Source organism: Pantoea cypripedii (assembly GCF_011395035.1).
Lineage (GTDB): Bacteria > Pseudomonadota > Gammaproteobacteria > Enterobacterales > Enterobacteriaceae > Pantoea > Pantoea cypripedii_A.
The window spans coordinates 1,454,912-1,471,724 of sequence record NZ_CP024768.1 but is presented as its reverse complement, the minus strand read 5'-3'; the positions used below and the strand labels follow the sequence as shown (position 1 = coordinate 1,471,724).

Genomic DNA, 16,813 nt, shown 5'->3' with positions numbered 1-16,813 from the left:
GCCACTTTAGCGGAGCGTTTTTTGATACCACGCGCAAAGCTCTGCTCGCACCTCACTCGGCAGCGCTGCCTCATGATGCCCGGAAATCGCTCCCTGTAACGCCAGCAGTGTTTTCAGACCAATATGTTTATTCACCGCCCGCAATTTCAGCCAACTCTGCTTCGCGCCGATTTCATACAGATGTTTAACCGAACAGATGCCGACCTTGTGCAGCAGCATTTCCATTCGCATGCTGAGATTGGGTAAATCTTTCAACCGAAGAGAGACATATTTGGTCTCAAGCTCATCGCGGGCCGCCCGTAAAGCGCTGGCAGAAAGCCGCATTAACCGTTCTGGCTCCTGCCAAAGCCACTTATCGACTTTGAAATAGTTCAGGACCACTGGTATGCCACGTTTGCGATAAATCAACGGCTCCATAGGTCGTTCAACGGCATAATCCGCCACCGCCTCACAGGCTCGTAAATAGAGCGCATCATCATTGATAAATGCAAAGACGACCTTTCCCACTGTAAGCGCATAGCCACCGAACTGCGTGCGAGACTCAATTTTTCCCAGTGCCGCCAGCCGCACTTTTGATTGCTCAACAACCGGATGAGTTTTTTTCATGCTGACACCTTCCTGAAGTCCTTTTACCAGAAAAATCCTAATAAACATCCATTTATTCATCGAGTTAGAAGATATGGAAAACGATCTGGCTGTTCAATGAATAAATGCAGTCAGAGCAAAAAATGTGCGGAATTTGCGAGACGTTTTCAGAAATTGAGGTTGATCTTTATCCAGGAAGTCATTACTGTATATTCATACAGTTCATTACTGAGTGATTAAATTATGCGTACTCAATTCTCTGGCACCGCTGATCGTTCTCACCGTTTTGCAACTTCAGGTGTAGCAGCACAACCCTCGCTGGGCGGCATTACGGAGCTGCGTTACAGTGAACAACCCGGCATGATGCCGCTTTTGCTGCTGCCGGTCCTGAAAGAATTGAGCCTGCAATCACGCTGGCAGTTGTGGTTAACGCCGGCGCACAAACTGAATCGCCAGTGGATGCAGCAGTCAGGTTTGCCGCTGGAAAAGAGTATGCATATCACCGAAAGCGAACGTTACAGTACGGTAGAAAGCATGGTTAAAGCCCTGCGCACCGGTAACTATAGCGTTGTTCTGGCGTGGATTCCGTATGAACTTAACGATGAAGAGCGCTGGGAACTGAAACAGGCGGCAGCGGAAGGGGAAGCTTTGGGGCTGGTTATGCGTCCTCAAGGGTACGAAGCTGTTTTGTCGAGACAACCGTCTTCGTCAAAAATTCCCTCAGATTTGTTTCATTAAGTAAAATTAAGATTTTTCTCACACCGTTTTTTGTGGAACTTAACGCTAAGCCACTGATTCTTGTCCAGCCAGCTTAGACAATGGCTTAGCCGTTTTTTTCATTTCTGATCACGAAGATTATGCCATGTCAATTGTTAAAATGTGTGTATAAACCCCTGTTTTTTTATCGCCTGGCGTCACATCATACTTGTAAGTTTCCAATCTCGTTGTAGACTTTACCTCGCCAGGGTGCTCAATAACCTCCGTTTTTTTTCGGTAGAGTCATAAGCGAGCATGTTGACCCGGCGAAGGATTGGATTACAACCAAGAGCAAACATTTTTGCTCATTGCCTATTTGGATGATAACGAGGCGCAAAATGAAAAAGACAGCTATCGCAATTGCAGTGGCACTGGCTGGCTTCGCTACCGTAGCGCAGGCCGCTCCTAAAGATAACACCTGGTATACCGGTGCTAAACTGGGCTGGTCTCAGTACCACGACAAAGGTAACTACGGTAACGGTTACGTGAACAACGACGGTCCGACTCATCAGGATCAGCTGGGTGCAGGCGCATTCCTGGGCTACCAGGCTAACCCGTACCTGGGCTTCGAGCTGGGCTATGACTGGCTGGGCCGTATGCCTTACAAAGGCAACAACATCAATGGCGCATTCAAAGCACAAGGCGTTCAGCTGGCTGCTAAACTGAGCTACCCAATCACTGACGATCTGGACATCTACACCCGTCTGGGCGGCATGGTATGGCGTGCTGATTCAACTCAGAACAACAACGGCGTTCGCATCAGCGATCACGACACCGGCGTTTCTCCGCTGGCTGCTGTTGGTGTTGAATACGCACTGACCCAGAACTGGGCAGCTCGTCTGGACTACCAGTGGGTTAACAACATCGGTGACGCAGGTACCGTTGGTGCACGCCCTGACAACAGCATGCTGAGCGTCGGTGTTTCTTACCGTTTCGGTCAGGATGAAGCTGCTGCCCCGGTTGTAGCTCCGGCTCCGGCCCCGGCTCCGGTTGTTGAAACCAAGCGTTTCACCCTGAAGTCTGACGTCCTGTTCAACTTCAACAAAGCTACCCTGAAACCAGAAGGTCAGCAGGCTCTGGATCAGCTGTACAGCCAGCTGAGCTCACTGGACCCGAAAGATGGTTCAGTTGTTGTTCTGGGCTTCACCGACCGTATCGGTTCAGAGCAGTACAACCAGAAACTGTCTGAAAAACGCGCTCAGTCTGTTGTCGATTACCTCGTTTCTAAAGGTATCCCGTCCAACAAGATCTCTGCACGTGGCATGGGCAAATCTAACCCGGTTACTGGCAACACCTGTGACAGCGTGAAAGGCCGCAATGCCCTGATCGACTGCCTGGCGCCGGACCGTCGCGTTGAAATCGACGTGAAAGGTATCAAAGACGTGGTAACTCAGCCGCAGGCTTAAGTTTACACGCAGTAAAAACCCCGCCTCGGCGGGGTTTTTTTATAGCTGTTTAACAGGAACGAAAACTAGTCGTTCTCTGCGCCATCTTTTCCCAGAATTGCCTGTAAATCCTGCTTCAGCGTAGACATCTGGCTGGCATACTTCTCTTTGCGTTCTGCATCTTCAATCAGCTGCACGATTGTGTCAGAAAGGGTACTACTACGACGTTGTGCTAACCCTGCCAGACGCTGCCACACCAGATATTCCAGGTCGATGGATTTCTTCCGGGTATGCTGATGTTCCGCATTAAAATGGCGCTTCCGACGTGCCCGGATGGTCTGCTTAAGACGATTATCCAGATCGGGATGAATATGCTGGGCAATCCATTCATTGACCTCTACCGGGCTATTTTCCATCGACAACAAGGCATCGACCGCGACCTGGGCTGCACTCAGCTCCAGATGACGGGTGATCAGCTCACCTTCCCGATGCTTTTTCACCAGGTATTTCCACTTCCATCCACTTTCAAGATTTTCGAGTTGCTGGTATTTCATCGGAATCTCATCGTGATCACGTAACAAACTAAGAATAACAGCTTTTTTCCCGGATGCAGCAAGGAAAAACATGTTGCAACCGTCACAATTCGGGCCGGAACTCCGCAGTGCTTAACCCGGTTGATTCCTGTATAATCGCGCTTTTCCCGAATCTGACGAATGGAATATTTTGACCAGCTCTCAACTCACGTGGCAAGCCCTGCAGCCGGATAGCACCCGCTACCAATCCATTTTCTCTAATGTCTCACTGGAAGATAGCGATAGTCTGGCCGCGGTCCAGCCGCGTCTGCTGAATGCGCTGGCGCATTTGCATCATCAGCAACAAGGGTTACCACTGCTGTTGTTACGCAGCCAGGAAAATAACGATTATCTCGCCTGGATTGCCAATGCTGCGCAACGTTTCCAGCCAGAAACGGAAACCCTTTCGGGTGGCGATTATCTGGTCATGGGCGACAATGTCAGCCTGCTGCCACCGACTGACAGCAGCCGTCCGTTTACCAGCCAGGGCGGCGTGCATTATGCCGAATGGATAGAATTTGAACAGTTGTTCGGATGTGTACGCCAGTATAAAGATCGTGTGCAACTGGAGCCGGGGTTATTGCATCGTGCTAACGGTGGCACACTTATTCTGAGCGTAACCACTCTCCTGGCACAGCCATTGATGTGGTTACGTCTGAAAAAAAGCGTCGAATCAGGCCGTTTTGACTGGTATTCCCAGGATGAGCGCCAACCCTTGCCCGTCGCTATCCCTCCTCTGCCCCTCCAGCTGCGCCTGATTCTGTGTGGCGAACGTGATGCACTGGCTGATTTTCAGGCACTGGACACAGAAGCGCATGAAATGGCGCTTTACAGTGAGTTTGAAGAAAACCTTCAGGTGGTGGATGAGGACGACATGACGGCCTGGTGCCAGTGGACACTGACCCTGGCTGGCCTCGCCGGTTTGCCCGATCCGGAAGAAGACTTTTGGCCGTTGCTGATTAACGAGGCGGTCCGTAACACGGGCGATCAGGATACGCTGCCGCTTTGTCCGCGCTGGCTACGCCGCCAGATGCAGGAAGCAGCGTTGCACGGTGACGTACTCAATGCTGAAGCACTCAAAGACGCACTGGAAGCACGCCAGTGGCGTGAAAGCTTCCTCGCCGACCGTATGCGTGATGAAATCCTGCTCAATCAGATTATGATCGAGACAGAAGGTGAAGTGGTCGGCCAGATCAATGGTCTGTCGGTGATTGAATTCCCGGGTCATCCACGTCCGTGGGGCGAACCTTCACGCATTACCTGTGTGGTGCATCCGGGTGACGGTGAATTCACCGATGTTGAACGCAAAGCAGAACTGGGCGGCAATATTCATGCGAAAGGCATGATGATTATGCAGGCCTATCTGATTGCTGAGCTGGAACTGGAACAGCCACTCCCCTTCTCTGCTTCGCTGGTGTTCGAACAATCCTATTCTGAAGTCGATGGCGATAGCGCCTCGCTCGCCGAACTCTGCGCCCTGATCAGTGCGCTGGCTAATCAGCCACTGAACCAACAAATAGCTGTCACCGGTTCGGTGGATCAGTTTGGCAATGTACAGCCGGTAGGTGGCCTGAATGAGAAAATTGAAGGCTTCTTCAGCATTTGTCACGAACGCGGCCTCACCGGCCAGCAAGGCGTGATTTTGCCCGCCAGTAACATACGCCACCTCAGTCTGAATGCGACCGTGGTTGAAGCGGTAGAACAGGGCCAGTTCCACATCTGGGCCATTGAGCGGGTAGATGAAGCCCTGCCGCTGCTGACCGGGGTCGTGTGGCAAAGTGAAAGCGGAGATTCACTGCTGAGCACCATTCAGGAACGTATCGCTCAGCTTAATCAGCAGGAAACGCGTCAGCGTCCGTGGCCATTTCGTTGGCTTAACTGGTTTAACCACAGCTGATAGCATTGCCCAGCGTACAACTGTTCGCTAATATTCGGGCTTCACTAAATAAGGCTTATTGAGAACATGGTAGATAAACGCGAATCCTATAGCAAAGAAGACCTGGTTGCCTCAGGTCGCGGAGAACTGTTTGGCGAAAACGGACCGCCGCTTCCATCAGGCAATATGTTGATGATGGACCGCGTGGTCAAAATGACCGAAGACGGCGGTAAATACGACAAAGGCTTTGTTGAAGCCGAACTGGATATCCGCCCTGACCTGTGGTTTTTTGATTGCCACTTCATCGGTGATCCGGTGATGCCGGGCTGTCTGGGTCTGGATGCTATGTGGCAGCTGGTTGGCTTCTATCTGGGCTGGCTGGGTGCAGAAGGTAAAGGCCGCGCACTGGGCGTGGGTGAAGTGAAATTCACTGGCCAGGTACTGCCGACAGCGAAAAAAGTGACTTACAAAATTCACTTCAAACGTGTCATCAACCGCAAACTGGTGATGGGCGTGGCTGATGGCGAAGTGTTTGTCGACGGCCACCTGATTTACGCCGCCACAGACCTGAAAGTGGGCCTGTTCAAAGACACCACCGCTTTCTAGTTCTCCTGACTTTCCCCTCGATACTTCAATGACAGGGAAAGCAAAAACCTCCGCGCTAAGCGGAGGTTTGTTCCTTACTTGATGAACATCCGGCAGTGCTAGGCCACCGCCGACCTGTCCTCCATGGCTTGTCGCCAACCTCCCAACCAGTGAGACCGTGCGTCGATCATTTGGTACGGGCAAATCTCTTTCGAGCGTCCCGTAATACCGGCCTGATAGCCACGTGAATGTGCTCGTTCCAGGCGGTCTCTTTTCTGTCTCTTCATACCTCGTTTCCCTCATTTCAGGTCTGGTGGAATCTGGTGGAAAGATAGAGTGGCGAATTAATGTTCAACCACTCTAACGTTCTAACTCCAGCCGCGGAAAAGATCAATGCGCAAAATTCACGCCAATGTCATAAATTTGACCTGAAACCGACATCACAGAATGAGGTAAATTTTCAGAAAAATCGCTTATCTGGCTGATTAGGCAATAAAAAAGTCCCTGATGTTTTTGCCACACGATGATGACAAATCAGGGACTTAGCATAAGCTTCGAACAAATCTTAATTTGGCGTGATCGCACTATTCGCAATTTGCTGAGCGACCTGCTGCCAACCGAGTGCCAGAGTGCGCACCAGCGCATCGTAACCGTCTTCAGTTTGCGGCAACGTCAGATTAAAGCCGTGTTTGATAAGCCGCCCTTGATGTTGCAGCACCCACTCACCACTCACAATCGCCTTACCATCGTAGCGCCCCTGAAAACCAGTTACGTTCACCGTCAGCGTGTCATGCGTTTCACCCAATGGCGTACCGGACACCAGACGTCCCGGTAACGCACGGCTCAGGTTGTTGACCAGCGTTTGCTGTAATTGCTGATCGAGCGGACTGGCCCACAGATTATTAGCGGCAATAACGTATTTCACGTCACTGGTCTGGTACACCAGGCCATTACCCGCCAGATAATCCGGAACGCTAACCTGCTGCACCCAAAGCATCGGTTGCCCATTGCTGGCATCGGTGCTGACAGGTGCCATACTGGCACCCGCAGGCAGTTGATAGTAAGTGGTTTCAATGGTGCTGCTGCAACCTGCCAGCAGCAGCAGCGCCCCAATCATCAGCCCTTTCTTCACTGTTTCGCCCTCTTCGGCTGTGGATCCTGGCCCGGTTTGGCTTCAAACACCAGCGCGTTGCTTTTGCTATTCAAGGTCTTCAGCACCGGCTGCAATTCACGCAGCACCTGATCCAGTCGCTGCATATCGCCCACCAGCTTGTTATAGGCAGGCGATCCCGGTTGCAGCCCTTTCATACTGCGATTCAGTTCACGCAGCGTCTGCTGCATATCCGCCGGAAGCGTCTTCATCGCCGGGCTGCCGGTGATCTGATTGAGGTTGTTGAGCGTTTTCTGCAACTGCTGCAGCGTGCGCTGGCTCTCCTTCAGGGTGCCGGTTGCCTCATTAATCATCGGATTGAGCGGCAGGTTGTTGATCTTGTCGAGGGCAGCCAGCAGTTTCTGCTGAATCTGGCTCAGACCACCGCTCACCGTCGGGATCACTTCCAGACCCGCCACTTTGTCCGGCCCCTGATAAGGTGCAACGTTGTCGTAGAAATCCAGATCGACATACAACGCACCAGACAACAGATTGCCGGTTTTCAGGGTGGCACGCAGACCGCGTTTTTTCCCATCCTGCAAGTGCTGTTCGAGATTGAAGTCACCACCAAGGCGGCTGATAAAGCGATCTGGCTCGATACGAATCAACACCGGTACACGATAATCAGTGTTCAGCGCCTGGTTGATACCCGGAATGGTATAAGGCACTTCAGCCACCGTCCCGAGACGAATGCCACGGAATTCCACCGGCGCACCGGCTTGCAGTCCACGGATAGAATCGGTAAAGAACATCAGGAAATCGATATGGTTGGTATACAGCGAATCCTGGATGCTGCGCTGATCGTCGAACAGATGATATTCCGCTTTATTCTCTGCCGCCTGCCCCAGCTCCCAGCCGTCCGGTACGTCAAAGCTAACACCACCACTGAACAAGGTCGTGAGGGATCCCATTTCCACGCGCATACCGGAGGATGACATATCCACCGCGATTCCGCTGTCCTTCCAGAAGCGCACGTTGGTGGTAACCAGCCGATCATAAGGCGCGGAGATAAACAGCTGATAAGTCATCATGCGTTTTTCCGTGTCGAACGTGCTGGTTTCGACTGTACCGACACGATAACCACGGAACAGCACCGGGTCGCCCGGATTAAGCTGCCCGGCTTTTTTGCTGTCCAGCGTGACGCGAATACCTTTGGCATCCGGCGGTGCCAGCGGTGGCGCATCCAGCAGCTGATACGTTTCCGGTTTATCTCCCTTCGTGCCTGGCTGCAGCTCGATATAAGCACCGGATAACAGGGTGCCGAGGCCGGTAATCCCTTCCCGTCCAATCTGGGGTTTAACCACCCAGAACACACTGTCGCCGTGCAACAGTTTATCCATACCTGAATTCAGCCGCGCTTTGATCTCCACATGATGCAGATCGTCCGTCAGTACCGCGCTCTCCACCACACCGACATCCACGCTGCGGCTCTTGATGGTGGTTTTACCCGCTTCGATACCTTCGGCATTTTCGGTAATCAGTGTCACTTCCGGCCCCTGATGGCTGAAGTGATAAAAAAGAATCCATCCGCCGATTAACAGCGTGACAATGGGTACAATCCAGACCGGCGACCAGCGTTTAATCTGATCGACGTTAGCAATGCCCTGATGATTGTCCGTCAAGACGCGGCTCCTTACGTTCGGTTTTCCGTACACGATCCCAGGTCAGACGCGGATCAAAAGTCAGCGCTGCAAACATGGTGAGAATCACCACCATGGCAAACAGCAGCGCGCCTGGCGCCGGGTAAACACTCATCAACCGTCCCATGCGCACCAGCGCGGAGAGAACGGCAATAACAAACACATCAATCATTGACCAGCGGCCAACAAACTCCACCACCTCATAAACCAGGTGCATCTTCTCGCTGTCATGCTGCCCGCGTCCACTGGCATCCCAGCACAGCCAGCCAATTGCCAGCATTTTGAGCGAAGGCACCATGATACTGGCGATAAAAATCACCAACGCCACCGGCCAGGATCCGTCACTCCACAGCAAAATCACCCCCGCCATGATGTTGGAGGGATACGCCGTGCCCAACGTCTCCGTCACCATGATCGGCATAATATTTGATGGGAGGTACAACATCAGGGAGGTCACCAGCAGCGCCAGCGTCCATTGCAGGCTATGAGGCCGTCGGGCATGAGCCACCACACCACAACGGCTGCACGCCTTTTGTTCGACGGGCATGATGGCAGTACAGCACGGGCAGCGGCGCATCCCCTGTTGGATACCGCTGATACCCGCCCTGGGTGCGTGCGGTAACGCAGGCAACGGCGCGATACGCTGCCAGACCCAACGCCGATCCACGCACTGGAAGGCGCGCAGTTGCAGCACGCAAAACAGGCACCACGCCCAGAAACTGCTGCCGAAACCAATCTCGCCATAGGCCATCAGTTTGACAAAACTGACCAGCACGCCCGCCATGAAGATTTCCGCCATGCCCCAGTTACGCAACTGGAACAAAATGCGCGCCAGCACCAACCGCAGGTGGTGTGGCATCCTGACCTTATTCACCATCAGAATGATGGTCACCATGCAAAACGCCGGAATGCCCTGCACAAACAACAGGAACAGGGTCGCGAGACTGCTGTAGTCCTCGCGTACCATGACATTCGGAATTTCCGGCAGTGAGATTTCACTGCTCAGGCCAGCAACATGCATGTTGACGAAAGGAAACAGATTGGCCAGCACCAGCATAAACAAAGCCGCGATCGCATAGCCGGTAGGCCGCTTACGCGGCTCATGCCAGTTAGCCGTTAATGTGGTGTGGCAGCGCGGGCAACGCGCCCGGCTGCCAACCGGGACAACGGGCAGTTTTACCGTTAAATCGCACTGTGGACAGAGTATCCACGACTGCGCATCATCCGCTGCACACATGCCGGTTTCCTTCTGCATTAAGCGCCGTTTTTCAGCGCTTCCAGTTCTTCCCAGCGTTCAAACGCCGTTTCCAGTTCCTGCTCGGTCTGCGCCAGCGCATCCAGCACCGGCTGCGTTTTGTCATGTGGCTGGCTGAAGAAATCCGGATGACTCATCTGCGCCTGCAACTCGCCAATACGCGTTTCCAGCTGTTCCAGTTTTTGCGGTAACTGCTCCAGCTCACGCGTCAGGTTAAAGCTTAGCTTGCCTGAACCACGTTTGTTGGCCTCATTTTTCTCAGCGGATTTTTCGGCTGACGCAGTGGTTTTCGCCACCGGCGCGCTTTTCTGCTGCTTATAGGCCGCACGCTGTTGCTGGGCATCATGATAACCGCCCACAAAGGCACCAATCTCACCGTTACCTTCAAAGATCCAGCATTCAGTGACCGTGTTATCCACGAACTGACGATCGTGGCTGACCAGCAGTACGGTGCCCTGATAGCCGTCAATCAACTCTTCCAGCAACTCCAGCGTTTCCACATCGAGGTCGTTGGTCGGTTCATCGAGAATCATCAGGTTACTGGGCTTGAGGAACAGCCGAGCCAGCAGCAGGCGGTTACGTTCACCGCCCGACAGCGCACGAACCGGTGTCATGGCGCGTTTCGGGTGGAACAGGAAGTCCTGCAAATAACCCAGCACATGGCGCGGCTTGCCGTTCACCAGCACTTCCTGCTTGCCTTCTGCCAGGTTATCCATCACGGTCCGGTCCGGATCGAGTTCCGCGCGGTGCTGGTCGAAGTAGGCCACTTCCAGCTTGGTACCTGAATGCACGCGACCACTGTCTGCTTTCAGTTGTTGCAGCATCAGGCGCAGCAGCGTGGTTTTGCCACAGCCGTTAGGGCCAATCAGCGCAATCTTGTCGCCACGCTGCACCTGCGAAGAGAAATCCTTCACCAGCACTTTGCCATCGACCGCGTAATCGACATTTTCCAGTTCGAAGACAATTTTGCCGGAACGCGAGGCTTCACCCACCTGCATATTGGCTTTGCCCATCACATCACGACGCTCGGAACGCTCACGACGCAACGCTTTCAGGGCGCGTACACGGCCTTCGTTACGGGTACGACGCGCTTTGATGCCCTGACGGATCCACACTTCTTCCTGCGCCAGTTTGCGGTCAAATTCGGCGTTTTGCATTTCTTCCACGCGCAACGCTTCTTCTTTGCCCAGCAGATACTGATCGTAATCTCCCGGCCACGAAACCAGCTTGCCACGGTCAAGATCGACAATGCGCGTCGCCATGTTACGAATGAAGGAACGGTCATGCGAAATAAACACGATGCTGCCGGTGAAGGTTTTGAGGAAGCCTTCCAGCCAGTCGATGGTTTCAATATCGAGGTGGTTGGTGGGTTCATCCAGCATCAGTACGCGCGGGTTGCTGACCAGCGCGCGACCCAGCGCCGCTTTACGCAGCCAGCCGCCGGACAGCGACGACAGTTCGGTATCGGCCTGCAAACCAATTTTTTCCAGCACATCGTTGATACGGCTTTCCAGCTGCCACAGGTTCTGGTGGTCAAGAATGCCCTGCAAACGCGCCATCTCGTTGAGGTTTTTCTCGCTGGGATCTTCCATCACAACATGGGAAATGGCGTGGTAAGCCTTCAGATGCTCGGCCTGTTCTTCCACCCCTTCTGCGACAAAGTCATATACCGAGCCGGTAATATTGCGCGGCGGATCCTGTTGCAAACGCGCCACCACCAGGTCGGTTTCATAAATAATGCGGCCATCATCCAGCGGTTGTTCACCGTTGATGATTTTCATCAGCGTGGATTTACCGGCGCCGTTGCGCCCCACCAGACAGACGCGCTCACCTTCTTCAATGTGCAGTTCGGTATTATCCAACAGCGGCGCATCGCTGAATGAAAGGTAAGCGCCATGGATACTGATCAGTGACATAAAACTTATTCCTTACCGGCGTGGCTTACCAGCCAGCAGTTGTGTATGTGACGGTTGCGGGCAAAATCCTGCGATTGGGTTTTTTGGGTAATATCCTGAGCCTGTAAGCCCAGACGTTGCAACCCGTCGAGATCCATTTTGAAGCCACGCTTGTTGTTAGAAAACATAATGGTACCGCCGCGACGCAGCAAACGCTTCAGGTTCTGCATCAACATCAAATGATCGCGCTGCACGTCAAAATCGTCTTCCATCCGTTTCGAGTTGGAGAAAGTGGGCGGATCAATAAAGATCAGGTCAAACTGTTCGTCGCTTTCGCGCAGCCAGCTCAGGCAATCCGCCTGCATCAGACGGTGCTGACGCCCCGTCAGGCCGTTGAGCCGCAAATTGCGCTCAGCCCACTCCAGATAGGTACGGGACATATCCACCGTGGTAGTGGATTTTGCCCCCCCCAGACCGGCATGTACACTGGCGCTTCCGGTGTAGGAGAACAGATTGAGGAAATCTTTACCCTGGCTCATTTTGCCCAGCATCTGACGAGCGATACGGTGATCGAGGAACAGACCCGTATCGAGGTAATCCGTCAGGTTAACCAGGAAGCGCGCGTTAAATTCCTGCACTTCGAAGAAGTCGCCCTTCTCACCCAGTTTCTGATACTGATTTTTGCCTTTCTGACGTTCGCGGGTTTTCAGCACCAGACGATTTGCCGGAATCTCCAGCACGCTGAGCGTGGCGCTGATTACATCGAACAGGCGCTGACGCGCTTTGTTCGCATCAACCGTTTTCGGCGGCGCATATTCCTGAATCACCACCCACTCGCCGTAGCGATCCACCGCAACGTTATATTCCGGCAGATCAGCATCGTACAGGCGATAGCAATCAATATTGGACTGACGCGCCCACTTCTCCAGTTTTTTCAGATTCTTGCGCAGGCGGTTGGCGTAGTCATCTGCAATCTGTGCTGCGCCTTCGCCACTGCTGGCAGCCAGTTGATAATTTTTCTGCACACATTCCAGCGGACCGTTTTTCGCTTTGAACTGACGATCGGCACGCAGCGACAGACAACTGAGCAGCTCTGGTGAGGCACTGAACAACGACAGATTCCAGCCGCCAAACTGCTGCTTCATGATGCGGCCCAGCTGGCTGTGCAGCGCAATCAGCGCAGGCTCGCTTTCCAGACGCTCGCCATACGGCGGGTTACTCAGCACCGTGCCAGTCACATCGCCAGACAGCGGATTTTGCAGCTTCAGCACGTCCTGCTGGGCAAAGGTAAAGAGATCGGCCACACCTGCGCGGCGCGCATTGGCCCGCGCCCACTCCAGCACGCGGCCGTCGTTATCGTAGCCAAAGAAACGGGCGCTGGTCGCTTCCGTTCCCAGACGCGCACGTTGCATCGCTTCGCTACGCAATTCCTGCCATAGCGTTTGATTGTGTTTTTTCCAGCGGTTAAAGCCCCAGCGTGAACGCAGCAGGCCAGGTGCGCGATCGCAGGCGATCAATGCCGCTTCAATCAACAAGGTACCGGAACCACACATCGGGTCGACAAGCGGGGTGCCATTTTGCCAGCCAGAACGCAGCACAATCGCCGCCGCCAGATTCTCTTTCAGCGGCGCCTGGCCGGTTTGCTGGCGATAACCACGCTGATGCAGGGCATCGCCACTGAGATCCAGTGCAATGCTGACGCGATCTTTATTCAGCCAGGCGTTAATACGAATCCCTGGCTGCTCGCGATCAACATTCGGACGCGGCAAATTCTGGCGGGTGAAGCTGTCCACGATGGCATCTTTAATACGCAGCGCACCAAACTGACTATTACGGATCACCTCGTTGGTGCCGCTGAAATGGATGGCGAAACTGGTATCGCTGTCAAAGATGTCGCACCACGGAATGCTCTGGGCGCCGACGTAAAGATCGAGATCGCTCCAGACGCCGAATTCTCCCAGCGGCAGTAAAATACGTGAAGCCAGGCGGCTCCACAGCAGGCTTTGGTACATCACGCGGTCGTCGGCCTCAAAATGGACACCGCCCTGCACCACCTGCAAATCCTGCGCACCCAGCGCGTCCAGCTCAGTTTTAAGCAGTTCTTCAAGCCCGCGCGCCGTACTGGCAAACAGAGAATTCATATCGTCACTTCTACTCCTGATAAAATTGTTGCGCATTATAGCGAATCAGCGTCCTATGTCATAAAGTTAGCTTCTTTTTGTCCTGTATGACGGCTTTCAGGGAGTGGTGATGATTACGTTGTCCCGTCTGTTTATCCATCCGGTAAAATCGATGCGCGGCCTGCAACTGTCGCATGCCCAGGTGCTGGAGAGTGGCCTGGCCTTCGACCGCATCTTTATGGTTACCGAAACCGATGGCACTTTTATCACTGCCCGGCAGTATCCCGAAATGGTGCGCTTCACCCCGGCGCTGCTGCCTGATGGCCTGTTTTTGCAGGCACCGGACGGCAGCCAGGCATTAATCCGTTTTGCTGATTTTGCTGCCGTTGACGCCCCCACCGAAGTCTGGGGTAACCACTTCACCTCACAGATCGCACCGGCCGCGATCAACCAATGGCTGAGTGGCTTTTTTCCTCGCCCGGTACAACTGCGCTGGACCGGATCGCAGCCGACCCGTCGGGTTAAACGTTTTGATCAGGTGCCGCTCGGTTTCGCCGATGGTTTTCCTTACCTGCTGGTCAATATGGCGTCCTTGCAGGATCTGCAACAACGTTGCCCCGCCAGCGTGCGCGTCGAACAGTTCCGCCCAAACCTGGTGGTCAGCGGTGCGCAGGCATGGGAAGAAGACAGCTGGAAGACATTAACCATTGGCGATATTACCTTCGAAATGCCGAAGCCCTGTAGCCGCTGCGTGTTTACCACCGTCGGCACGGAAAGCGGGCAGAAACATCCGCAGGGTGAACCGCTGGCCACGCTGCAACGCTTCCGTAGCGCCCAGGATGGCAGTGGCGATATTGATTTTGGCCTGAACCTGATCGCCCTGAACAGTGGGGTGATCCGCGTGGGCGATCAGGTCACGATCGTCGAAAAACAACCCGCGCGTGCCTACGGTGCCGGTCAGGTTGTGGAAACCCTGGCCCCCGCCAGCAGTAGCCTGAGCAATGTCACTATCGGCTATCAGGGAAGCGAATTTACCGGGGATAATCAGCAGGTACTGCTGGAGCAGCTTGAAATGCAGGGGTTTCGCATCCCCTACTCCTGCCGCGCGGGTATCTGTGGCAGTTGTAAGATGACGCTGATATCAGGTGAAGTGAAAGCCTTAAAGAAAAGCGCAGTACGCCAGGATGGCACCATCCTGAGCTGTAGTTGTATTCCGGCTGGCGATATCGAGCTGGCGTAACGCGTTATACCGCCCGGGCAAACTGGGCGGAAGATTCGGGCTGACAAGGTTGCAGACGATCGTTCATCACTTTGATCGCATCCCCCAGCACCATTCCTTTACCTGCTACGGTCAGCGCATATTGTGCCAGCAAACAAAGCGCGGCATTTTCTCCGCTTTCAACCACCAGCAATTGCGCCTGTTCGCCGCTATCTGCCAGGGTCACCGCCACCATATCACCCGCGACCGGTTGCCAGCTGTGGGCATGGCTGGTGAAGTGCCAGCTTTTCGGCATCAGTGGTTTGAGGAAACGGCTGGCGACCAGCGCATTTAATACCAGCTCAGCGCGTTGATCGCTTTTTAATCCACTCTGGCGACAACGTTCTTCAAAGGTAAAATAAAGCGCGGCGTCATCAACGCAAAAACCGCTTTCACTAAAGGCATCCGGAGTAAGCATTTTGCGTGAGAAGCGCGAGCGAAATAACATGCCATCAGCCAGATCAAGCATCATCCGGTCATGCTCCGCGTCAAAATACCAACGCCAGTTGTCATCGGGTTTGATTTTCATGATGTGCCCTGTGGTTTATCGCTGCGCAAAATTACGCTTCACAGCAAAAGGAAAATAACGCTACGGAAAAAGCTGAAAAAGTCACCAGCAGGACAAAATATAAACGAGCCAGAGGGATAAATAAACCCCCTGGCGCGGGAATGTGGGAAATGTCTTAGAGATGGGTCACGATATCTTTAATTAAGCCAGGTCCTTTATATATAAATCCGGAGTATATCTGGACCAGCGTGGCACCTGCGGCAATTTTTTCCCGTGCCGCCACCAGCGAATCAATCCCCCCCACACCAATAATGGGCAGACGTCCCTGCAACTCCTGTGACAGGCGGCGGATGATTTCGGTGCTGCGATTCTGCACCGGACGGCCACTTAAGCCACCTGCTTCTTCGCCGTATTTCAGACCGCTGACCAGCGAACGATCCAGCGTGGTATTGGTGGCGATCACGCCATCAATTTCATGGCGAACTAAACTGTCCGCAATCTGCAGCAACTCTTCTTCAGAAAGATCCGGCGCGATCTTCACTGCCACGGGAACATATTTAAGGTGCCGTTCCTGCAACTCTTTTTGTTTTAATTTGATGGCTGCCAGCAGATCATCCAGCGCTTCACCATATTGTAAGGTGCGTAATCCTGGGGTGTTCGGTGAGGAAATATTGATGGCAATATAACCGGCATGGGCATACACCTTTTCCATACAGGTCAGATAATCATCTTTCCCCTGCTCGACCGGCGTATCTTTATTTTTGCCAATATTGATACCAAGGATTCCTTTAAAATGCGCCTTTTTAACGTTCTCCACCAGGTGATCGACACCCAGATTATTAAATCCCATACGGTTGATAATGCCTTCCGCTTCCACCAGGCGGAACATACGCGGCTTATCATTACCCGGTTGCGGGCGTGGCGTGACGGTGCCCACTTCGACAAAACCAAAACCCATCGCACCAAAGGCATTAATACATTCTGCATTTTTGTCGAGGCCGGCTGCCAGTCCCAGGGCATTAGGAAACGTCAGCCCCATGCAGTTTACCGGACGCGCGGGTAACGACTGGCGGATAAATCCTTCCAGCGGGGTGCCGCTGATAAAACGCAGTTGATGCAAGGTGAGTTCGTGCGCACGCTCTGGATCGAGCTTAAACAGCGCCGGCCGGACGATAGGATATAACATGCACTCTCCTGAATGGCGGAAGCTTCGTGAAAGTCGGGGTGC

14 protein-coding genes and 1 pseudogene are annotated in these 16,813 nt (G+C 53.5%); 5 read left to right on the top strand and 10 right to left on the bottom strand.

Features of this window, described 5'->3' with window-relative positions:
- Positions 1–6: 6 nt before the first annotated feature.
- Positions 7–606 (bottom strand): TfoX/Sxy family DNA transformation protein, encoded by a 600-nt coding sequence (locus CUN67_RS06770; protein WP_208714549.1) that lies wholly within the window; start codon positions 604–606, stop codon positions 7–9.
- Positions 607–828: 222 nt separating this feature from the next.
- On the opposite strand from CUN67_RS06770, the gene sulA reads away from it, so the two are divergent.
- Complete coding sequence (gene sulA, locus CUN67_RS06765) at positions 829–1,323, top strand: SOS-induced cell division inhibitor SulA (RefSeq protein ID WP_208714548.1); 495 nt, start codon at positions 829–831, stop codon at positions 1,321–1,323.
- Between the two features lie 356 nt (positions 1,324–1,679).
- Positions 1,680–2,747 (top strand): porin OmpA, encoded by a 1,068-nt coding sequence (ompA, locus tag CUN67_RS06760; protein ID WP_208714547.1) that lies wholly within the window; start codon positions 1,680–1,682, stop codon positions 2,745–2,747.
- Between the two features lie 65 nt (positions 2,748–2,812).
- Here the strand turns inward: ompA and matP are convergent, their stop codons facing one another.
- Complete coding sequence (gene matP / locus CUN67_RS06755; protein ID WP_208714546.1) at positions 2,813–3,280, bottom strand: macrodomain Ter protein MatP; 468 nt, start codon at positions 3,278–3,280, stop codon at positions 2,813–2,815.
- 53 nt (positions 3,281–3,333) lie between these two features.
- Here matP and CUN67_RS06750 point away from each other — a divergent pair.
- Both CUN67_RS06750 and fabA read left to right on the top strand, forming a co-directional pair.
- A pseudogene (locus CUN67_RS06750) lies at positions 3,334–5,195 on the top strand (AAA family ATPase).
- Positions 5,196–5,261: 66 nt separating this feature from the next.
- Positions 5,262–5,780: a bifunctional 3-hydroxydecanoyl-ACP dehydratase/trans-2-decenoyl-ACP isomerase gene (gene fabA, locus CUN67_RS06745; protein WP_208714544.1), complete on the top strand. Its 519-nt coding sequence runs from the start codon at positions 5,262–5,264 to the stop codon at positions 5,778–5,780.
- 98 nt (positions 5,781–5,878) lie between these two features.
- Here fabA and rmf read toward each other — a convergent pair whose 3' ends face one another.
- From rmf to rlmKL, 6 genes are all read right to left on the bottom strand, one after another.
- A complete protein-coding gene (rmf, locus tag CUN67_RS06740) occupies positions 5,879–6,046 on the bottom strand; it encodes a ribosome modulation factor (RefSeq protein ID WP_013508548.1) in 168 nt (55 codons plus the stop codon).
- 278 nt (positions 6,047–6,324) lie between these two features.
- The gene (pqiC, locus tag CUN67_RS06735) at positions 6,325–6,891 is read right to left on the bottom strand and encodes a membrane integrity-associated transporter subunit PqiC (RefSeq protein WP_208714543.1); all 567 of its coding nucleotides are present in this window, start codon (positions 6,889–6,891) and stop codon (positions 6,325–6,327) included.
- Entirely contained in the window at positions 6,888–8,531 is a 1,644-nt protein-coding gene (pqiB, locus tag CUN67_RS06730; RefSeq protein WP_208714542.1) for an intermembrane transport protein PqiB, read from the bottom strand. Before pqiB ends, pqiC begins: the two co-directional genes overlap by 4 nt.
- The gene (gene pqiA / locus CUN67_RS06725; RefSeq protein WP_208717088.1) at positions 8,503–9,786 is read right to left on the bottom strand and encodes a membrane integrity-associated transporter subunit PqiA; all 1,284 of its coding nucleotides are present in this window, start codon (positions 9,784–9,786) and stop codon (positions 8,503–8,505) included. The genes pqiB and pqiA overlap by 29 nt, the downstream gene beginning before the upstream one ends.
- Positions 9,787–9,803: 17 nt before the next feature.
- A complete protein-coding gene (locus tag CUN67_RS06720; protein ID WP_208714541.1) occupies positions 9,804–11,720 on the bottom strand; it encodes an ABC transporter ATP-binding protein in 1,917 nt (638 codons plus the stop codon).
- 5 nt (positions 11,721–11,725) lie between these two features.
- Entirely contained in the window at positions 11,726–13,840 is a 2,115-nt protein-coding gene (gene rlmKL / locus CUN67_RS06715) for a bifunctional 23S rRNA (guanine(2069)-N(7))-methyltransferase RlmK/23S rRNA (guanine(2445)-N(2))-methyltransferase RlmL (RefSeq protein WP_208714540.1), read from the bottom strand.
- Positions 13,841–13,949: 109 nt separating this feature from the next.
- Between rlmKL and CUN67_RS06710 the strand changes: the two genes are divergently transcribed.
- Positions 13,950–15,059, top strand: a complete 1,110-nt coding sequence (locus tag CUN67_RS06710; protein WP_208714539.1) for a YcbX family protein — start codon at positions 13,950–13,952, stop codon at positions 15,057–15,059.
- A gap of 4 nt (positions 15,060–15,063) precedes the next feature.
- On the opposite strand, the gene CUN67_RS06705 is transcribed toward CUN67_RS06710, so the two are convergent.
- Positions 15,064–15,606: a cell division protein ZapC gene (locus CUN67_RS06705; RefSeq protein WP_208714538.1), complete on the bottom strand. Its 543-nt coding sequence runs from the start codon at positions 15,604–15,606 to the stop codon at positions 15,064–15,066.
- A gap of 154 nt (positions 15,607–15,760) precedes the next feature.
- Entirely contained in the window at positions 15,761–16,771 is a 1,011-nt protein-coding gene (gene pyrD / locus CUN67_RS06700; RefSeq protein WP_208714537.1) for a quinone-dependent dihydroorotate dehydrogenase, read from the bottom strand.
- Positions 16,772–16,813: the final 42 nt, after the last annotated feature.

What these genes read in the sequence shown, in the direction of transcription:
- CUN67_RS06770 (WP_208714549.1), bottom strand. Translation starts at nt 606, where the DNA reads ATGAAAAAAACTCATCCGGTTGTTGAGCAATCAAAAGTGCGGCTGGCG.
- sulA (WP_208714548.1), top strand. Translation starts at nt 829, where the DNA reads ATGCGTACTCAATTCTCTGGCACCGCTGATCGTTCTCACCGTTTTGCA.
- ompA (WP_208714547.1), top strand. Translation starts at nt 1,680, where the DNA reads ATGAAAAAGACAGCTATCGCAATTGCAGTGGCACTGGCTGGCTTCGCT.
- matP (WP_208714546.1), bottom strand. Translation starts at nt 3,280, where the DNA reads ATGAAATACCAGCAACTCGAAAATCTTGAAAGTGGATGGAAGTGGAAA.
- fabA (WP_208714544.1), top strand. Translation starts at nt 5,262, where the DNA reads ATGGTAGATAAACGCGAATCCTATAGCAAAGAAGACCTGGTTGCCTCA.
- rmf (WP_013508548.1), bottom strand. Translation starts at nt 6,046, where the DNA reads ATGAAGAGACAGAAAAGAGACCGCCTGGAACGAGCACATTCACGTGGC.
- pqiA (WP_208717088.1), bottom strand. Translation starts at nt 9,786, where the DNA reads ATGTGTGCAGCGGATGATGCGCAGTCGTGGATACTCTGTCCACAGTGC.
- CUN67_RS06720 (WP_208714541.1), bottom strand. Translation starts at nt 11,720, where the DNA reads ATGTCACTGATCAGTATCCATGGCGCTTACCTTTCATTCAGCGATGCG.
- rlmKL (WP_208714540.1), bottom strand. Translation starts at nt 13,840, where the DNA reads ATGAATTCTCTGTTTGCCAGTACGGCGCGCGGGCTTGAAGAACTGCTT.
- CUN67_RS06710 (WP_208714539.1), top strand. Translation starts at nt 13,950, where the DNA reads ATGATTACGTTGTCCCGTCTGTTTATCCATCCGGTAAAATCGATGCGC.
- CUN67_RS06705 (WP_208714538.1), bottom strand. Translation starts at nt 15,606, where the DNA reads ATGAAAATCAAACCCGATGACAACTGGCGTTGGTATTTTGACGCGGAG.
- pyrD (WP_208714537.1), bottom strand. Translation starts at nt 16,771, where the DNA reads ATGTTATATCCTATCGTCCGGCCGGCGCTGTTTAAGCTCGATCCAGAG.